Annotated in this window: 16 protein-coding genes and 1 tRNA gene; 11 read left to right on the top strand and 6 right to left on the bottom strand. The window is 66.2% G+C overall.

The window, feature by feature from the left end:
• Positions 1-23: 23 nt before the first annotated feature.
• Positions 24-911, bottom strand: a complete 888-nt coding sequence (locus tag AC1RQC_RS25595; protein WP_492811439.1) for a c-type cytochrome — start codon at positions 909-911, stop codon at positions 24-26.
• Between the two features lie 388 nt (positions 912-1,299).
• On the opposite strand from AC1RQC_RS25595, the gene AC1RQC_RS25590 reads away from it, so the two are divergent.
• Positions 1,300-1,375: transfer RNA gene (locus tag AC1RQC_RS25590), tRNA-Arg, on the top strand.
• A gap of 142 nt (positions 1,376-1,517) precedes the next feature.
• Here AC1RQC_RS25590 and AC1RQC_RS25585 read toward each other — a convergent pair.
• Positions 1,518-1,976: a GNAT family N-acetyltransferase gene (locus AC1RQC_RS25585; protein WP_492373515.1), complete on the bottom strand. Its 459-nt coding sequence runs from the start codon at positions 1,974-1,976 to the stop codon at positions 1,518-1,520.
• A gap of 78 nt (positions 1,977-2,054) precedes the next feature.
• Between AC1RQC_RS25585 and AC1RQC_RS25580 the strand changes: the two genes are divergently transcribed.
• The 6 genes from AC1RQC_RS25580 to arfB all read left to right on the top strand — a co-directional run bounded on the left by AC1RQC_RS25580 (position 2,055) and on the right by arfB (position 6,079).
• Positions 2,055-2,876 (top strand): AraC family transcriptional regulator, encoded by an 822-nt coding sequence (locus tag AC1RQC_RS25580; RefSeq protein ID WP_492811441.1) that lies wholly within the window; start codon positions 2,055-2,057, stop codon positions 2,874-2,876.
• 76 nt (positions 2,877-2,952) lie between these two features.
• Positions 2,953-3,861, top strand: a complete 909-nt coding sequence (locus AC1RQC_RS25575) for a DMT family transporter (protein WP_492811443.1) — start codon at positions 2,953-2,955, stop codon at positions 3,859-3,861.
• A 429-nt stretch (positions 3,862-4,290) separates the two neighbouring features.
• Complete coding sequence (locus AC1RQC_RS25570) at positions 4,291-4,656, top strand: hypothetical protein (RefSeq protein ID WP_492373537.1); 366 nt, start codon at positions 4,291-4,293, stop codon at positions 4,654-4,656.
• Between the two features lie 46 nt (positions 4,657-4,702).
• Complete coding sequence (locus AC1RQC_RS25565; RefSeq protein ID WP_492373512.1) at positions 4,703-5,110, top strand: hypothetical protein; 408 nt, start codon at positions 4,703-4,705, stop codon at positions 5,108-5,110.
• 91 nt (positions 5,111-5,201) lie between these two features.
• Positions 5,202-5,609, top strand: a complete 408-nt coding sequence (locus AC1RQC_RS25560; protein ID WP_492811553.1) for a lytic transglycosylase domain-containing protein — start codon at positions 5,202-5,204, stop codon at positions 5,607-5,609.
• Positions 5,610-5,674: 65 nt separating this feature from the next.
• Positions 5,675-6,079, top strand: a complete 405-nt coding sequence (gene arfB / locus AC1RQC_RS25555) for an alternative ribosome rescue aminoacyl-tRNA hydrolase ArfB (protein WP_150992873.1) — start codon at positions 5,675-5,677, stop codon at positions 6,077-6,079.
• Positions 6,080-6,088: 9 nt separating this feature from the next.
• Here the strand turns inward: arfB and AC1RQC_RS25550 are convergent, their stop codons facing one another.
• Positions 6,089-7,465, bottom strand: coding sequence for a sensor histidine kinase N-terminal domain-containing protein (locus AC1RQC_RS25550; protein ID WP_492885030.1), 1,377 nt, complete (start codon positions 7,463-7,465; stop codon positions 6,089-6,091).
• Positions 7,462-8,130, bottom strand: a complete 669-nt coding sequence (locus tag AC1RQC_RS25545; protein WP_441635701.1) for a response regulator — start codon at positions 8,128-8,130, stop codon at positions 7,462-7,464. Before AC1RQC_RS25545 ends, AC1RQC_RS25550 begins: the two co-directional genes overlap by 4 nt.
• 245 nt (positions 8,131-8,375) lie before the next feature.
• On the opposite strand from AC1RQC_RS25545, the gene AC1RQC_RS25540 reads away from it, so the two are divergent.
• From AC1RQC_RS25540 to AC1RQC_RS25530, 3 genes are read left to right on the top strand one after another with little or no spacing between them, the layout of a single operon-like run.
• Positions 8,376-9,392 (top strand): ABC transporter substrate-binding protein, encoded by a 1,017-nt coding sequence (locus tag AC1RQC_RS25540; RefSeq protein ID WP_492885028.1) that lies wholly within the window; start codon positions 8,376-8,378, stop codon positions 9,390-9,392.
• A gap of 58 nt (positions 9,393-9,450) precedes the next feature.
• Entirely contained in the window at positions 9,451-10,248 is a 798-nt protein-coding gene (locus AC1RQC_RS25535; protein WP_492811447.1) for an ABC transporter ATP-binding protein, read from the top strand.
• Positions 10,249-10,277: 29 nt separating this feature from the next.
• Complete coding sequence (locus AC1RQC_RS25530; RefSeq protein WP_174425798.1) at positions 10,278-11,141, top strand: ABC transporter permease; 864 nt, start codon at positions 10,278-10,280, stop codon at positions 11,139-11,141.
• 402 nt (positions 11,142-11,543) lie between these two features.
• Here the strand turns inward: AC1RQC_RS25530 and AC1RQC_RS25525 are convergent, their stop codons facing one another.
• Positions 11,544-12,674 carry a porin gene (locus AC1RQC_RS25525; protein WP_492373508.1) on the bottom strand — a complete coding sequence of 377 codons (1,131 nt, stop codon included), beginning with the start codon at positions 12,672-12,674 and terminating at the stop codon, positions 11,544-11,546.
• A gap of 241 nt (positions 12,675-12,915) precedes the next feature.
• Positions 12,916-13,587, bottom strand: coding sequence for a TetR family transcriptional regulator (locus AC1RQC_RS25520; protein ID WP_492811450.1), 672 nt, complete (start codon positions 13,585-13,587; stop codon positions 12,916-12,918).
• Between the two features lie 319 nt (positions 13,588-13,906).
• Here AC1RQC_RS25520 and AC1RQC_RS25515 point away from each other — a divergent pair, with 319 nt between their 5' ends.
• Complete coding sequence (locus AC1RQC_RS25515; RefSeq protein WP_492885026.1) at positions 13,907-17,212, top strand: bifunctional cytochrome P450/NADPH--P450 reductase; 3,306 nt, start codon at positions 13,907-13,909, stop codon at positions 17,210-17,212.
• Positions 17,213-17,283: the final 71 nt, after the last annotated feature.

Raw genomic sequence — 17,283 nt, 5'->3', positions numbered from 1 at the left:
TTTTTGTTGAGAGCTGCTTGCGCTTACTTCGAAGCGTTGGCCATGTAGTCCACTGCGGCCATCACGTCGGCGTCGGGGCCGGCGTAGCCGCCCTTCGGCGGCATCACGCCCTTGCCCTTCAGGGCGAAGGCGTGCACGGCGTCCATGCCTTCCTTCAGGCGCGGTGCCCAGGCTGCCTTGTCGCCGAACTTCGGCGCACCGGCAACACCGGCTGCGTGGCAGGCGGCGCAGACTTGTTCGTAGACCTTCTTGCCTACTTCGGCGGAAGCCGGCGCGGCAGCTGCAGCAGCCGGTGCGGCGGCAGCGGCAGCGGGGGCAGCTGCGGGAGCGGCCGGAGCAGCGGCGGCTGCAGCCGCCACCGTGGCGTCCGAAGCGGCAGCCGTAGCCGGAGCAGCAGCGGGCGCGGCGGGTTCCGGGAACTTGGCGCCACCGGCGTCGGCCATGTAGACCACGGCGCGGCCGAGTTCGTAATCGGAGTAGTCGTCGGCGGTGGTGCCGGCGCGGGCTTGCATGGCGCCCTTGCCGTGCAGCACGGAATTCAGCAGGCCAGCAAAGCCCTGGCCAATACGCGGAGCCCAGTCACCGGCGGTGTTGTACTTGGGCGCGCCGGCAGCACCGGTGGCGTGGCAGGCAGCGCAGACTTCCTTATAGACCTGCTCGCCCGTCTTGTAGACGCGCGGTGCGTTCGGGTCCTTCAGTTCGAGCGAGGCGACCGGCTTGATGCGGTCATTGACAGCTTCCACGGTAGCGGTAGAACCCGCGCCTTCCTTGGCACCGTGTCCGACAAAGTTGACCAGCAGGATGATCACGATGATTGGCACCAGGAAGGCGGCAATCACCACAGCGATCAGCTGCTTGGGGGTCTTGATGGGAGACTCGTGTTCGTCTTGTGCGTTATGGACGTCGCTCATACTCAACTCTCAATTTTGCAGGAAACCTGTGGCCGCTCGCGATCGGCTGCTTATGTGGCCGCTTGCTCGGTGGCCAATTCCCCCTGGCCAATTGCGCGCATCGGACTATTATCCGGTGCCAACTGCCCCAAAACGGGCCAGCCAGCAGGGCGCGGCACCATCATCCCCGGACCTGAAGTGGACGTTGCGCAGCCCCGTTTTTACACAAATAACTCGCGATTATAGCCTCAAAGACCTACCGTATGGAGGCAAAAGCGGCTTGCAAGAGACGTCATCTGGCTGCACTTTTCAGCCCGGCGTGGACGTCTTTCGCCAAACACGGTATGCTATGCGACTTTCCGGCAGCGGCACTCGCGCGCTGCCCGCGTTGTACCCCGTCATACCCTGTGCGCCCGTAGCTCAATGGATAGAGTACTGCCCTCCGAAGGCAGGGGTTGCTGGTTCGATCCCAGCCGGGCGCACCAATCCTGACAAGGGATTGCGGCACTTCCCTCCACTACCTTGAACGCCCACTGTAGCTAAATTGCACCTAGCTTCAGTATCGGCACTTCTGTCAGTGGCATCACCCCAGCTTCCCCATTTCCTTGCCTCCCGTTTTTGGCCGGCCTAGAGGATCAGCTTGTAGCCTTCGTGGCTGGCAACAAAGCCAAGCCTTTCGTAGAACCGGTGCGCATCCGCACGGCCCTTGTCGGTGGTGAGTTGCACGATGGCGCATCCGCGGGACCTGCATTCCGCGATCGCCCATTCGAACATCTTCTGGCCGAACCCTGCGCTGCGAAACGGCGCCGCGATGCGGACCGCTTCGATCTGCCCCCGCCATGCACCTGCGCGGGCGATGCCGGGTATGAACGACAGTTGCAGCGTGCCGATTACCGTGTCGCCATCCACGGCTACCACGAGACGCTGATTCGGGTCCGCAGCGATGGCGTGGAAGGCGATAACGTACCTTTCGTCCACGGGCGTGCTGACGATCTCTCGCTGGCTGCCAAGCGCATCGTCCGCCAGCAATGCCACGATGGCGGGAAGATCGGCCAAGACTGCAGACCGGAAGAGGATGTGTTCCATGTCAGAACCGGGGGTAGCGCAACGCTGAAGGGTGAGTATATCGTCGCGCAAAAGAGAGAACGGAATGGGGAGCACGGAATGCGCTCAGGACAGTTCAGGATCCTTCGCTGCGAGATGCCTGGCGTGGAGGCCGTCGAGGCGAGCACGCGCCACACCTTTGCGCGGCATACCCACGAGCAATTTGGCATTGGCGTGATCTGGCAGGGCGCGCACAGGTCGCACAGCGGGCGCGGCATGGTCGAGGCGGGCCCGGGCGACATGATCATGGTCAACCCGGGCGAGGTGCACGATGGCATGCCCATCGGCGACGCCGGGCGCTCGTGGCGGATGCTTTACTTCAATCCTGCATGCATCGCGCGGGCCAGCCTGGACCTAAGCGAAGGCAGGACGAGGCAGTGCGAATTCCCTAGCCCGGTCGTCAGCGATGCCGCGGTGGCGGCCAGCTTCCAGCAGCTCTATCTGCTCGTTACGGCCGGCGGCGGCGCTGGCTCGGATCTGCAGTGCGAAGCGATGCTGCTCGCCCTGCTGGCACGGGTAGCGGAGCCCGGCCTTGCGCGCAGCGCAGGCGCGCAGGCGGGGGCACAGGCGGAGGCGATCGCTCGGGCGCGCAGCCTGATCGACGATGATCCGGCCGCAGCCGTCTCGCTGGCCGAACTCGCCGAGGTTGCCGGGCTGAGCCGGTTCCAGCTGCTGCGTGCGTTTTCCAAGGCAACCGGGCTGACGCCGCACGCGTACCTCTTGCAGCGACGCATCCATCTGGCTCGCGCGCTGATTGCGCAGGGCAAGGCCCTGGCCGATGCGGCCGCCGCCAGCGGCTTTGCCGACCAGAGCCACATGACGCGGATGTTCGTGCGCCAGTACGGCGTGTCGCCGCGCGCCTATGCAGCCGTGGTGAGCTGAGCTGAGCTGCAATTTCATTCAAGACCCGATGCGCCGGCCCGGCTAGCCTGCTGCTTTTCCATGGCGGGGGCTGCGCATGCCGGGCAAGCGGGGAAGCTATCTGGGGTATTGCTATCTGACCCTTGCGATGGTGCTGGTTGGCAGCACCGTGATTGCAAGCAAAGTCATTGCGTCCGGCCTGCCGCCGTTCACGGCCACCGCGCTGCGGTTCGCGATCGCCTTGCCTTGCTTGCTGGGCGCGTTGCGGCTGACCGGGGCGTCGTGGCCAAGGCCGCGCGGCCGTGACCGGATCACGCTGGTGGTGCAGGCGGCGGCGGGCAGCGTGGGCTATACGACGCTGCTGATCTCCGGTCTGCGGCTGACCTCGGCCGCGGATGCTGGCGTCATCATTGGTACGCTGCCCGTGGTATCGGCGGTGATTGCGATCCTGCTGCTTGGCGAGCGGCCCCATCGTTTCCTCATGCTCGCGATCGGGCTGGCCACGGCTGGGATTGTCATGGTTGCCTTTCCTTCCGGCGCTGGCAGCGGGCATTCCCTGCTCGGTAACGCGCTCGTCCTGGGAGCCGTAGTGTGCGAGGGGCTGTTCATCCTGCTCAACCGGCGGCTGGACCAGGCGATTGCGCCACTCGCGCTATCAGCGGTCATGTGCGGCATCGGGCTGGTCGCATCCGCGCTGTTTGCTGTGTTCGAGGCGCCGTGGACTTTGGCGTTTTCCACGCAGGCGGTGGCTGCGGTGATCTACTACGCAATCGTGCCAACGGTCGGCGGATTCCTGCTGTGGTACGCAGGTTCGGCGCGCACGAGCGGCAGCGAGGCAGCGCTGTTTACCGCGCTTGCGCCAGTGTCGGCGGTTGTGCTGGCGGCGGTGTTGCTGGGCGAGCGGGTCAGCGTGGCCCAGGTGGCCGGGGTCGGTTGCGTGCTCCTGGCTGTGGCAAGCCTGCTACTGGTGCGGCCGGCAAGCCAGGACGCGGTGCAGGGTCCTTGAGCGCAATCATTGCGCTGCGCGCGTTGTGCCGTTGATACAGCTGCGCGCGCCTCGGCAGGATTTGGGCAGCGGCGGAACCGCCGCCGGCGATTTCCGGCGGCGCTCGCGGTATGGCGCGTGGAGCATTCCGGTCTTGCGCCGCGCGGCTTGTCGAGCACGTGCCTTCCCGGAAAGTGCCATGACCGGCGCGTAGCCGCACCTGCGCGCGCTCCGGCTGCCCGGCGCGAGGCACTGTCAATCCGCAAACAGAAGCAATTTCTCCCCTTAATTGCGCCTTTTCGCCCGATCGGCCCAATGCGTAAATGGCCCGCATTAAACGCCTAGGGAAGCCATTCCATGTGCCATATCGCAGACAAAGTGCCCCGCGAACGGTCGCGCCGGGCCGTCGCTCACTCTCGGCTGCAGGGCGCGTGGGCAAAGCGCCTGGCGATGCCGCTGGCCGGCTCGGCAGCCTTGCTCGCGCTGGCGGGTTGTGCCCAACTGCCTGCCACTGCGACGGCGGACGCGCCGGCGCCGCAGAGCACGATTGTGAGCTTCGTGATCCCGCCCGATGCGCTTGGCGCGCGCGATGCGCAACTCGCGGCCGTGCTTACCAAGGCCGGTGCGCTGGCGGCCCGGCAGAAGCAGCCGGCGACCATTGTCGTCACCGCGCTCGGCCAGGACTTGCCCTACCTCAACCAGGCGATCTGGAAAGGCGTACCGGCACAGCGCACCACTGCCGTCCACCTCGAGAACCTGACGGCCGGCACGAGCCAGCCGTACAGCGTGACGATCAAGACGGCGCAATCGCAGTAGCACCGCGACAACACTGCAATAACACCGCAACAAGGAGCTGCAGCCGATGCACCGCCTCATCCTGTTTGCCGTCAGCCTGGCGCTGGCCATGCCGGCCCTTGCCACCGAGCCTGGCGCCGATGTCCGTCCTGCCTTGCCGGCAGCCGCACCGGCGGCGGACAAGGTTTATCCACCGCTGCCAACCCTGGCCATGTTGCCGCCCGCGAGCGGCAGTGACGAGCTCAGCGCGCCGCGCGTGGGACACACCGCCAGGGCCCGGATCAAAGCGCTGCCCGCGCCGGAACGCAAGAGCCTCGCGCCGGTGGTGCGGCTGGTGGTTTCGGACACCTCGCGTGCGTACCTGGACACCATCGGACGTCAGCTCGACCTGGCCCTGCAGCAGTCGTCCCCGCCCGGGTCGGCTGAAGATCATCGCCAACGTCTGGCAAGCGAGGGCATCAATCGTGTCCGTTAACACCCATACGAAGGCAGCCCGCCTGCGCCCGCACCGCGGGCATGCCGGCACGCTCGCCGGCAGCTTGCCGGCGGTTTCGCTGTTGCTGCTGATGATGCTCCATGGTGCGGCCCGCGCGCAGGATTGCTTCGAGCAAGCGGGCACCTACCAGGGCGTCAATCCCTCGGTGCTGCGTGCCATCGCGTGGTTCGAGTCGAAGGGCGATCCCGCCGCGGTGAACCGCAATGCGAACGGGTCGATCGACGTTGGGCAGTTGCAGATCAACTCGGTGCATTTCAACGATCTGGCACGCCACGGCGTGCCGAGCCGCGCGCTGACCGACTCGTGCGTCAACGTCTATGTCGCTGCCTGGCTGCTAAAGCAAAAGATGGTGAGGCATGGCAACACCTGGCGCGCCATTGGCGCCTACCACTCCGAATCGCCGGGGCAGCGCGACGCTTACGCGCGCAGCATCCAGCGAATCCTGGTGGCCTGGGGCGAGCTGCCGTCGGCCCGCTAGCGCATGGGTAGTGCATGGGTAGCGCATGGGAGCGGGCCGCATCGGCCCTTGCTATCATGCGTGCCATGCAGCCCGACATCACCATCCTCCACACCGAATACGAGATCACCGCGATCCGCGCGCAAGGCGCGGGCGGGCAAAACATCAACAAGGTGTCCAACGCGGTGCACCTGCGCTTCGATGTCCGCGCCTCGTCGCTGGAGGAAGGGCACAAGGCGCGGCTGCTGCAACTGCATGACCACCGCATCACGCGCGACGGCGTGGTCGTGATCAAGGCGCAGCAACACCGCAGCCTGGAAATGAATCGGGAAGAGGCGGTGCAGCGCCTGCACGACCTGGTGCGCAGCGTGGCTACGCCGCCGCGCACGCGCCGCCCCACGCGGCCCACCTTCGGCTCGAAGATGCGGCGCCTCGAGGGCAAGAGCCAGCGCAGCCAGGTCAAGGCGCAACGCGGCAAGGTGGTGGACTAGGCGCGACGCTCAGGCTGCCAGAGGCAGGCGCACCGTCAGCGTGACGCCGCGCCCGCCGATGCCCGGGCTCAGGCTTACCTGGCCTTGCGCCGTCAGCACGATCTCCTTGACGATGGCAAGCCCCAGGCCACTGCCTTCCTGGTTCGGCAGCGCGTTGCGGTAGAAACGATCGAATATCTTGGGCCGCGCTTCCGCGGGAATGCCAGGACCGTTGTCGCTCACCGCGAGGACGGCACTGTTCGCCTCGAGGGTCAGGGCCACGGTGACCTGGCCTTGCGCCGGCGTGTAGCGGATCGCGTTGTCGACCAGGTTCGATACCACGGCCGCCATCATCCACTCGTTGACGCTCACCCGTGCACTGTCGACCGCCAGCTCGGCGCCCAGGTCTATGCCCTTGCGCTGCGCCAGCACCACCATGTCTTCCAGCACGGCGGTTACCAGCGGCACCAGGTCCGCGCCTTGTTGCGCGGCACCGGCACTGCGCGCGGCTTCGGCCTGCGACAGCAACAGCAGCTTGTTGGCCAGGTTGGTCATGGCCTGTGTGCTGGTCTCCATCGAGCCGAGGATCTCGCGCAGCCTGGCTTCATCGTCCACCCGCGCGGCAAACTCCAGCTGCGCTCCCAGCACCGCGAGCGGCGTGCGGATCTGGTGCGCGGCATCGGCAATAAAGCGCTTTTGCTGGCGCACATATTCGTTCAGGCGCTGGATGCATTGGTTGATCGCCTCGACAATGGGCCGCAACTCCTGCGGCAGGTCGATTGCGCTCACCGGTACCAGATCCATCGGGTCGCGTCCCGCCACTTCGTCTTTCACGCGCAGCAGCGGGCTCAGCTCCACCGTGAGCCCGATCATCACCAGCCCCACGGCCAGCACCAGCATCACCACTTCGCGCAGCAGCGCCGGCATGCGCAGGCTGCGAACCAGCTCGTGGTTGCCGATCAGTGTCTGCCCCACGGTGACGGTGACCTTGCGGGCCTCGCCGGAGTCGAACATCGTGCGGGTGGCTTGCACTACCCGCACTGGCTGCGACTGGAAACGGGAAGAGTAGAACACCGGGCTGGCGGCACCCGCCATCGGTGGCTGCTCAAAGCGCGGATTGCCGGCCAGGATCCGGCCGCGATCGTCGACCACGTTGTAGAAAACGTGGTCGCCATAGGGCGAGTCGAACAGGGACAGCGCCGACGGTGGCACCTGCACCGTGATGCGTCCGTCCGCCCACGCGATGTGGCCCGCGATGACGTCGGCCGAAGCTTGCAGCGCGCGGTCTTGCACGCGGTTTGCGGTATCGGCCGCACTCAGGTAGGCGGCATAGCTGCTGATGCCCACAAAGCCCGCCAGCGGCACCAGCAGCCATAGCAGCAACCGTACGCGCAGGCTGTGGATCATTGCTTTTGCTGCAGCAGGTAGCCCAGGCCGCGCAGCGTCATGATGGTGGCCTGGCAGCCCTCGAGCTTCTTGCGGATGCGATGGATATAAATCTCGATGGCGTCCTCGCTAGCCTCCTCGTCGAGCGAATACACGCCCGACATGAGGCTCGCCTTGGACACGGTCTTGCCGAGCCGCATCATCAGGATTTCCAGTGCGGTGTGCTCTTTCAGGCGCAGCGAAAGCAGCTCGCCCGCGACATAGAACTGCCGCGTGTCGGTGTTGTAGGTGAGGTCGCCGCAAGCCAGTTCGGCTTGCTTCTCCCCGGTCTGCCGCCGCGCCAGGGCTTTGATGCGCGCGACCAGTTCCCGCACTTCGAAAGGCTTGACGAGGTAGTCGTCGGCGCCCAGGCCCAGGCACTCCACTTTTTCGTCGATCGACGCGCTTGCCGTCACCACCAATACCGGCACGTTGTTGCGGCGCGCGCGCAGCCGGCGCAATACGCTCTTGCCGGCCAGGCGCGGGATCTGCAGGTCTAGCAGCACCACGTCGTAGCTCTGCGTCTGCAGCAACTGATCGGCGTACTCGCCGTCCAGCGCGGTATCGACCATGAAGCGCTCTTCCTTCAGCAGCCTCGCGAGCCAGTGGATGAGCGAAGCGTTGTCTTCGATCAGCAATACCTTCATGAACCGCTCTGGTGAGGACCTACTGTTGCCGGGGTCTCCTTTTACCACTGCCCGCCACGCCGCAGACACAGCACCGCATCGGGATATTCCCTGAGATGCGGCGAAAGCTGCGTGAAGGTTTGCGCTGCCTAGAATGCTTCGAACCCCGCGCTATGGCCCCGGCGAGCGCGGAGGCACGCCGTAACCAGAGCCCAATCATGCCCCGGCCACCAAGACCTGGCGCCAGCAAAACAAGGGAGACAAAGATGAATGCATACAGAAAGGGCGCGCTTGCCGTGGCCTCCGCAGCACTTGCGGCACTTGCAGCTGCGCACACGGCGCAGGCGGCCGATGGAAAGCTGTCGATCATGGTGGGCGGCGCGACCAAGATCATCTACCTGCCGGCCAGGCTGACCGAGCAGCTGGGCTACTTCAAGGAGGAGGGGCTCGATGTCGAGATCCTCTCGCAGCCGGCCGGGGTCGACGCCGAAAACGAACTGCTGGCCGGCGCGGTGCAGGGCGTGGTGGGCTTCTACGATCACACCATCGATCTGCAGAGCAAGGGCAAGGAAGTGGAGGCCGTGGTGGTGTTCGGCAAGGTGCCGGGCGAGGTGGAGATGGTGGCCACGCGTGCGGCCGGCCAGATCAAGAGCATGGCCGATGTGAAAGGCAAGACGCTCGGTGTGACGGGCCTGGGCTCGTCGACCAACTTCCTGACGCAGTACCTGGCCTTCAAGGCGGGTGTGGCGCCCAGCCAGTACACGGTGCTGCCGGTCGGCGCCGATAACAGTTTCATGGCCGCGATCCGCCAGAGCCGCATCGATGCCGGCATGACCACCGAGCCCACCATCTCGCAATTGCTCAAGACCGGTGAGGCGCAGGTGCTGGTCGACATGCGCACGGCCGAGGGTACCACCCAGGCGCTGGGCGGGCTCTATCCAGCCTCCAGCCTTTATATGCAGCGCACCTGGGTGGAAGGACACAAGGAGCAGGTGCAGAAGCTGGCGCGCGCCTTCGTCAAGACCATGCGCTTTATCAAGACCCACAGCGCTGAGGAGATCGCGCAGAAGATGCCCAAGGACTACTACGGCAATAACCGCGAGCTCTACGTCAAGGCCCTGGGCGCCTCGCTGCCCATGTTCACCGACGACGGCAGAATGCCCGCCGGCGGCCCCGAAACGGTGCTCAAGGTGCTCGCCTCGTTCGATCCGACGGTCAAGGGCAAGCACATCGAACTGGGCCGCACCTTTACCAACGAGTTCGTCGACCGCGCCGCCAAGTGAGGCGCCAGGCGAACAACCGGTTCGCGCCGCCGGCGCGCGCGCACTGCAAGGAAACCTCATGACCAATACCATGCCGCAAGATGCGCCGGCCATCGAATTCGAGCGCGTCTCCTGCCGCTTCATCGCACCCGATGGCACTGCCACCGTGGCGTTGCGCGACTTCTCCATGTGTGTGGGCAAGGGCGAGTTCGTCGCCATTGTCGGGCCGACGGGATGCGGCAAATCGACCACACTGAGCCTGATCACCGGCTTGCTCAAGCCGAGCACCGGCGAGGTGCGCCTGATGGGCAAACGCGTGACCGGCATCGATCCGCGCATCGGCTTCGTGTTCCAGGCCGATGCGGTCTTCCCGTGGCGCTCGGTGCTGCACAACGTGGCGGCCGGGCCGCTGTTCCGCGGCGCCGGCCGCGACCAGGCCTATGGCCTGGCCGAGGAATGGGTGCGCAAGGTCGGCCTGGCCAAGTTCAGCAACCACTACCCGCATCAGTTGTCGGGCGGCATGCGCAAGCGCGTGGCGCTGGCGCAGACCTTCATCAACAACCCGCAGATCCTGCTGATGGACGAGCCATTCAGCGCGCTGGACATGCAGACCCGCACGCTGATGCAGGACGAGCTGCTGCAGCTCTGGTCGCAGAACGCCGGCTCGGTGGTGTTCGTCACGCACGACCTGGAAGAAGCCATCGCCATGGCCGACAGGGTCTTCGTGCTGAGCGCGCGTCCGGCCACCCTCAAGCGTGTCTATGAGATCGACCTGCCACGCCCGCGCGTGACTTCGGAGATCCGCTATGAAAAGCACTTTGTCGAACTGTCGCGCGAGATCTGGGCCGATCTGCGCGAAGAAGTCCACATCGACTGATGCCGCGCCGCCAACCGTAGCCAACGCCAATGCCAATACCAATGAATATGGAAGCAAACACGGCCCTTGCCGACGAACTCGACGTCTTTGAACGGGAAGCCAGGCTAGCCATGCGCCGGCGCCGCCAACTGATCATCACCCTGCGCATTGCCTTGCTGGTGGTGGCGCTGGGCGGTTGGGAGCTGGCGGGGCGGCTGCACTGGATCGACCCGTTCTTCTTCTCCATGCCCTCGCTGATTGCGGAGCAGATCTATGACTGGTTCGTCAACGGCACCTCGCAGGGCCCGCTGCTGGAGCAGGTGGCGGTCACGCTGGAAGAGACCGGGCTGGGCTTCCTCATCGGCTCGGTCGCCGGCGTGATCTGCGGCATCGTGCTCGGGCGCAACAAGCTGCTGGCCGATGTGTTCAGCATCTACATCCAGATTGCCAACTCCATTCCACGCGTGGTGCTGGGCTCGATCTTCGTGATCGCGCTGGGCCTGGGCATGGCCTCCAAGGTGGCACTGGCGGTGGTGATGGTGTTCTTCGTGGTGTTCGGCAATGCCTTCCAGGGCGTGCGCGAAGCCGACCGCTACCTGATCGCCAATGCGCAGATCCTCGGCGCGTCCAAACGGCAGCTGACCTTCGCCGTGGTGGTGCCGTCGGCGTTGAGCTGGATCCTGGCCAGCCTGCACGTCAGCTTCGGCTTCGCGCTGGTCGGCGCCGTGGTGGGCGAGTTCCTGGGTTCCAAGCAGGGCATCGGCCTGCTGATCGCCACGGCGCAGGGCGCCTTCAATGCCAGCGGCGTGTTCGCCGCCATGATCGTGCTGGCGGTGGTGGCGCTTGCCGCGGATTTCTTGCTGACCACGCTGGAAAACCGCCTGCTGAAATGGAAGCCGGGCAACCTGGCCTGACCTTACGTCGCGGCGGCACAGCGCAATAGCGCTACGCACGCGCCGGGACGCCATCTCCCTTGCCCACGCCGACTCCCCGTCGGGGTGGGCCTTTTTACTTGGTTCGCCGGACTTCCTGCGAGCGCCCGCCCTCTCCCCCGGCCCCTCCCACAAGTGGGAGAGGGGAGCAGACCAGTGGCATTGAACGAAGCCGACGGAAGGGCCAACACCGCACGCCATCACGACGGCAGTCTCTTCCTCTCACCCCAGCCCATCTCTCACAAGTGGGAGATGGCGGCACACTTGAAGCACGGAAGAAGCACGGAACGATGCCGCCAGGCGAAAAAAACCCGGCTTGTGGCCGGGACAAGGAAAGTTCGGAGCCAGGCCCGCGCCGCCAGGCGCAGGCCGATGCAACGGGGGTCAGAAGCGCGTGCGCATGCCCACCGCGAATTCGCTCTGGTGCGCGAAGCCGTTCGATTGCGCGGCGTGATAGCCGTGCTGCAGGAACATGTAGTCGGCCGCGAGGTAGACCTCGGTGCGCTTCGAGAAGTGGTAGAAGATCGAGCCGTACACCGTGTTCTTGCGGCCGCTGTCGGTCGCGGTGGAGCCAGCGGTGTTGCCATAAGCATTGATGGTGAAGCCGTCGGCATTCAGGGCGGCGTGGCCGGCCTTCATCATCTGGTAGCCGATCTCATAGTCGAAGGCGCCTGCCGGGTCGATCTTGAGCGACACAGTGTAGGCGTCGTCCTTGCGCTGGCCCAGCGCGCCCTGCTCCGCGGTGTAGTGGAAATAGCCCGCGCTGGCGCGCACGATGCCCCACACATAGTTGCCGCCAGCCGAATAGGTTCGGTTGCGCTGGCCATTCACGTTGGCCTGCGTGAAGAAGCTCGAGACGTGGAAGTTCCCGCCGTTGTAGCCCAGGGTGACCGTCTCCGTGGTGTTGCGCGACGGCGCGCCCGGCACTTCGCCGAACTGGTAACCCGCGCCGGCGGTCAGGCCGTTGTCGAACAGCTTCTTCCACACCACGCCGTTGTCCATGCGCGTGCCGGTGGCGCTGCCCGCGTAGAACACCAGCTGCTTGAAGTTGTTGTTGTTGGTGTAGCCGCCTTCCTCGGTCGTGATCGCGGCCGGGCCGTAGGGGTCTCCATAGAGGCCCGAAGCCATCGGGTCGCGCCCGAGTGCATTCTGGCGGCCAAAGGTCAGCTTGCCGAAGACATCGCTGTTGATGCCGACCCAGGCGTCGCGGTTGAACAGCACGCCGGGGGTGTCCATCGCGCCGTTGTAGCTCTGGAATTCGCTCTCCAGCTTGAAGATCACCTTGGTGCCGAAGCCGATGTCTTCCGCTCCAGTCAGGCCCCAGCGGTTGCCGCTGAACCACGCCGGCTGGTGGTAGCCGGTGAGGCGGTCACCCTTGGCGTCGGCGTTGCTGATGGTGCTGATGGTGGTGTCGATGAGGCCATACAGCGTCACGTTCGATTGCGCGTTGGCGTGGCCGGCAAAGGCCGCGCCGATTGCCAGCGCGAGGGCTGTGGTTTTGGTTTGGGCTTTCAAGTTGATCTCCTCGGGGCTCGCTAGTCTTGTCGATGAATCCGGCTGCTCGGGGGCGGGACGCGTGTCCCGGCCATGAGAGAAGCCCCTGCATCGTAGGCATGGCAAGCCTTCATCCAGCTTTCCCGCCGTTGCGCGGCTGGCTCAGGGAAAATACCGAGGAGACCCGGCAGGGCTGGCGTTCAGCCGCTTGTTCAGGCGCTTGCCGCCCGCATTGCAAACGCAGCCGCAGCGGCCGGCGCGCTCAGTGCGGCCGGCGTTCCGTTGGCTTGCGCTTGCGCGCAGGTGCGGGTACGGGCGCCGGCTGATCCTGCGCCCGCTGCTGTTCGGCTGCGCCGCGCAGCAGCCAGCTGATCAACTGCTTGGATTGCTGGATGCGCAGGCGGCGTCCCTTGGCGTTATCTTCGAGATAGTCCGTCGACAGGTGGAACAGGTAGGACACCACGTAGCCGCAGAGGTCGTCGACGATGGGGCGCGACAGGCCCGGGCAGAGCGCCAGCCTCTCGATGTCTTCCGCCATCTCGCCGGCGATATCCGCCAGCACCTGGCGCACCGCTTCGCGCAGCGCCGGCTGCGGGCCGGTGCTGCCGCACACGCCGACAAAGAAGGCGTCGGGGTGGGCATCGGCGTAGGCGAAGAAGGCGTCGCAGGCGCGGGTGGCGACCTCGCCCGGGTTGTCCTGCGCCACCGCCCAGCGCACCGCGCGCAGCATGGGCCGCAGTTCGTTGCCGACCTCGGCCACGGCGCTCAGCGCCAGGTCTTCCATGTCGCGGAAGTGGCGATAGAAGGTATTGGGGTTCAGCCCCGCTTCGCGCGCGAGCTCGCGCAGGCCGAGGCCTGCGAAGCTGCGCCTGGCTGCCGCCAGGCGCAGCGCCGCGTCGATCAGTTTGCGTTTGCCGCCGGCAACGTCTTCCATGGTGTGAGGCAAAAAAGTTAAGGCCGGGATACACCGGCTTGAATACGCCGGCTACAGCGAATCCGGTTTGGAATTGACACTCGGTCTACATTCGTCTACTTTGCTGCAAAAGTAGACGGTTGTCTACGTCGACTTGCAGGGATAGCCTTGTACGTCATGTACGTCATGTACGTCATGTACGTCATGTACGTCATGTACGTCATGTCCGCCATGCACCCGGCAGAAAACAGAAAAACGAACAAGAGACACAAGGCGGCGCCTGAGCCCCTTGGCCCAACCCCGGCGTTTCGCCCGCCGACTACCATCTGGTGACCTGAACATGCAGCGCGCCTCCACTCCTGCCTCCGCCGCTCCGGCCGCAACCTCGGCAACCGCAGCAACCATTCCGGCGGCGCAGCCCGCACGCTCGCTCGAACCTATCCCGCGCGACCCGGGCTGGCCGCTGGTTGGCAACCTGTTGCAGGTCACGCCGGGCAAGGTCGGGCAGCACCTGCTGGCGCGCAGCCGCGCCTTCGATGGCATTTTCGAACTGGATTTCGCCGGGCGCCGCGTGGCGTTCGTGAGCGACGCCGCGCTGGTGGGCGAGCTGTCGGATGGGCAGCACTTTCGCAAGATCGTCGGGCCGCCGCTGTCGTACCTGCGCGACCTGGCTGGCGACGGCCTGTTCACCGCGCATGCCGAGGAAGAGAACTGGGGCCGTGCTCACCGCATCCTGATGCCCGCCTTCAGCCAGCGCGCGATGAAGGGCTACTTCGAAGTGATGCTGCGCGTGGCCAACCGGCTGGTCGACAAGTGGGACCGCCAGGGCGCCGACACCGACATCCCGATCGCCGACGACATGACCCGGCTCACGCTGGACACCATTGCGCTGTCAGGCTTCGGCTATGACTTCGATTCGTTCTCGCGCGAGCAGCTCCATCCCTTTATCGACGCCATGGTCGGCGCGCTCGAGGAGGCCATGGGCAAGCTCACGCGCTTTGCGCTGCAGGACAAGTTCATGCACAAGGCGCACCGCAAGTTCGCCGACGATATCCAGTACATGCGAGAGCTGGTGGATGACGTGGTGCGGCAGCGCCGCGCCGCGGCCGGCAAGAACGCCGGACAGCCGCCCGCGCACGACCTGCTCAACCTGATGCTGGAGGCGCGCGACCCCGATACCGACCAGCGCCTGGACGACGTGAACATCCGCAACCAGGTCATCACCTTCCTGATCGCGGGGCACGAGACCACCAGCGGCCTGCTCACGTTCGCGCTGTATGAGCTGCTGCGCCATCCCGGCGTGCTGGCGCAAGCCTATGCCGAGGTGGACGCGGTGCTGCCGGGCGACGCGCCGCCGGTCTATGCCGACCTGGCGAAGCTGCAGGTGATTGACCGCGTGCTCAAGGAAACGCTGCGCCTGTGGCCCACGGCGCCCGCCTTTGCGGTGGCGCCATTCGAGGACACGGTGATCGGCGGGCGCTACCTGATCCGCAAGGATCGGCGCGTCTCGGTGGTGCTCACCGCGCTGCACCGCGACCCGAAAGTGTGGGCCGATCCGGAGACCTTCGACATCGACCGCTTCCTGCCCGAGAACGAGGCCAGGATCCATCCCCACGCCTACAAGCCGTTCGGCAATGGCGAGCGCGCCTGCATCGGCCGCCAGTTCGCGCTGACCGAAGCCAAGCTCGCGCTGGCCCTGATGTTGCGCAATTTCCAGTTCAGCGATCCGCACGATTACCAGTTCCGCATCAAGGAAACGCTGACCCTGAAGCCGGATGCGTTCACGCTGCGTGCACGGCGGCGCCGGGCGCATGAGCGCATTGCTGCCGCGGCTGCGCCCGGCGCTGCCAGCGCGCAGTCGCAAGCCCCGGCGGTGCGCGGCAACGGCCAGCCCCTTGCTGTGCTGTGCGGCTCCAGCCTGGGCACCGCGCGCGAGCTGGCCGAGCAGATCCACGCCGGCGCGCTGGCGGCCGGCTTTGCCGCCACGCTGCGCGACCTGGACGAAGCCGTAGGCGCCTTGCCCACCGATGGGCTTGCCGTGATCGTGGCGGCGACCTACAACGGGCGCGCACCCGATTCAGCGCGACGCTTCGAAGCGATGCTCGATAGCGGCGATGCCGGCGGCTACCGCGCAGAAGGCCTGCGCTTTGCGTTGCTAGGCTGCGGCAATTCGCAATGGGCCACGTACCAGGCATTCCCCAAGCGGCTGCACGACTTCTTCAGCGCGGCCGGCGCGGCGCCTTTGCTCGCGCGGGGCGAGGCGGATGGCAATGGCGACTTCGACCAGGCTGCGGAGTCGTGGCTCGCCGCGTTGTGGCAATCGCTGCAGGCGCTGCGCGTGGAGCAGGGCGCGGCACCCGATGCGGCGGGCGCCAGCCAGATCGCGGTGCGGCTGCGCGATATCGCCACCATCCGTGCCAGCACGCTGCCGCCGTCGACGCAGGCCTTCACGGTGCTGGCCAACACGGAGCTGGTGAACGATCCGGCGGGGCTGTGGGACTTCGCGCTGGAAGCGCCGCGCACCGCCACGCGCGACATCCAGCTGCGCCTGCCGGAAGGCGCAAGCTACGCGAGCGGCGATCATCTTGCGGTGTATCCACAGAACCATCCCGCCACCGTGCGGGACCTGTGCGAGCGGCTCGATCTCGATCCCGACGCCATGGTGACGCTGTCCGCCGCGCCTGGCTGCGCCGCGCGCGGGCTGCCACTGGACGAGGCATTGCCCTTGCGCGAACTGCTGACGCATTTCATCGAGCTGCAAGACGTGGTGTCGCGCCAGACGCTGCGCACGCTGCTGCAATACACACGTTGCCCGTTCACGCGTGCGGCGCTGGAGCGGCTCGGCTCGGACCACGCGCAAGAGGGCTACGCGGCGCGCGTGGCGTCGCAGCGGCTGGGGCTGGTGGATGTGCTGGTCAGCCACCCCGCCATCGCGCTCACGCTGCCGGGCCTGCTGGCTTGCACGGTGCCGATGCGGCCGCGCTTCTATTCCATCGCGTCGTCGCCCCTGGTCGCACCGGACGTGGCGACGATCACGGTCGGCACCGTGTGGTCGCCCGCACTTTCGGGGCGCGGCATGTTCCGTGGCGTGGCATCCACCTGGCTGCAAGGACTCGCGCCTGGCGCGGTGGTGGCGGCCGCGATCCGCACGCCCAACCCGGCCTTCGCGCCAGATCCCGACCCGGCGCGGCCGATGATCCTGGTCGGGCCAGGCACGGGCATCGCGCCGTTCCGCGGCTTCCTGGAAGAGCGCGCGGCGCAGAAGGCCGCCGGACAGGCGGTAGCCGCCAGCCAGTTTTATTACGGCTGCCGCCATCCCGGGCACGACTGGCTGTACCGCGATGACGTCGCACGCTGGCAGGCCGAGGGCGTGGTGCAGGCGCATGCGGCTTACTCCACTACCGCCGCTGCGGACCAGCGCTATGTGCAGCATCTGCTATGGCGCGATCGCCAGGCCATTTGGGCAATGCTGCAGGACGGCGCCACGATCTATGTGTGCGGCGATGGCCGGCAGATGGCGCCGGCGGTTCGGCGCACGCTGATCGAGATCGCGGCGCAGCAGGGCGGCATGAACGAGGCCGCGGCCTCCGACTGGCTGGCAGGCATGGTGGCGCAGGGACGTTACCGCCAGGACGTGTTCAACTAGCCCAGCCAGGAGCCAGTTGGCAGGATTCTGCGGATCATTGTCAGCCGCCACGCTCGCGCTTTTCGTACGCT

It is taken from the genome of Cupriavidus sp. GW822-FHT03E04 (genome assembly GCF_058801495.1).
The sequence above is the reverse complement of the archived record's forward strand: the minus strand, read 5'-3'. Positions and strand labels throughout refer to the sequence as shown.

Coding starts and splice junctions, on each gene's coding strand:
- AC1RQC_RS25595 (WP_492811439.1), bottom strand. CDS start 911: ATGAGCGACGTCCATAACGCACAAGACGAACACGAGTCTCCCATCAAG.
- AC1RQC_RS25585 (WP_492373515.1), bottom strand. CDS start 1,976: ATGGAACACATCCTCTTCCGGTCTGCAGTCTTGGCCGATCTTCCCGCC.
- AC1RQC_RS25580 (WP_492811441.1), top strand. CDS start 2,055: ATGCGCTCAGGACAGTTCAGGATCCTTCGCTGCGAGATGCCTGGCGTG.
- AC1RQC_RS25575 (WP_492811443.1), top strand. CDS start 2,953: ATGCCGGGCAAGCGGGGAAGCTATCTGGGGTATTGCTATCTGACCCTT.
- AC1RQC_RS25570 (WP_492373537.1), top strand. CDS start 4,291: ATGCCGCTGGCCGGCTCGGCAGCCTTGCTCGCGCTGGCGGGTTGTGCC.
- AC1RQC_RS25565 (WP_492373512.1), top strand. CDS start 4,703: ATGCACCGCCTCATCCTGTTTGCCGTCAGCCTGGCGCTGGCCATGCCG.
- AC1RQC_RS25560 (WP_492811553.1), top strand. CDS start 5,202: ATGATGCTCCATGGTGCGGCCCGCGCGCAGGATTGCTTCGAGCAAGCG.
- arfB (WP_150992873.1), top strand. CDS start 5,675: ATGCAGCCCGACATCACCATCCTCCACACCGAATACGAGATCACCGCG.
- AC1RQC_RS25550 (WP_492885030.1), bottom strand. CDS start 7,465: ATGATCCACAGCCTGCGCGTACGGTTGCTGCTATGGCTGCTGGTGCCG.
- AC1RQC_RS25545 (WP_441635701.1), bottom strand. CDS start 8,130: ATGAAGGTATTGCTGATCGAAGACAACGCTTCGCTCATCCACTGGCTC.
- AC1RQC_RS25540 (WP_492885028.1), top strand. CDS start 8,376: ATGAATGCATACAGAAAGGGCGCGCTTGCCGTGGCCTCCGCAGCACTT.
- AC1RQC_RS25535 (WP_492811447.1), top strand. CDS start 9,451: ATGACCAATACCATGCCGCAAGATGCGCCGGCCATCGAATTCGAGCGC.
- AC1RQC_RS25530 (WP_174425798.1), top strand. CDS start 10,278: ATGCCAATACCAATGAATATGGAAGCAAACACGGCCCTTGCCGACGAA.
- AC1RQC_RS25520 (WP_492811450.1), bottom strand. CDS start 13,587: ATGGAAGACGTTGCCGGCGGCAAACGCAAACTGATCGACGCGGCGCTG.
- AC1RQC_RS25515 (WP_492885026.1), top strand. CDS start 13,907: ATGCAGCGCGCCTCCACTCCTGCCTCCGCCGCTCCGGCCGCAACCTCG.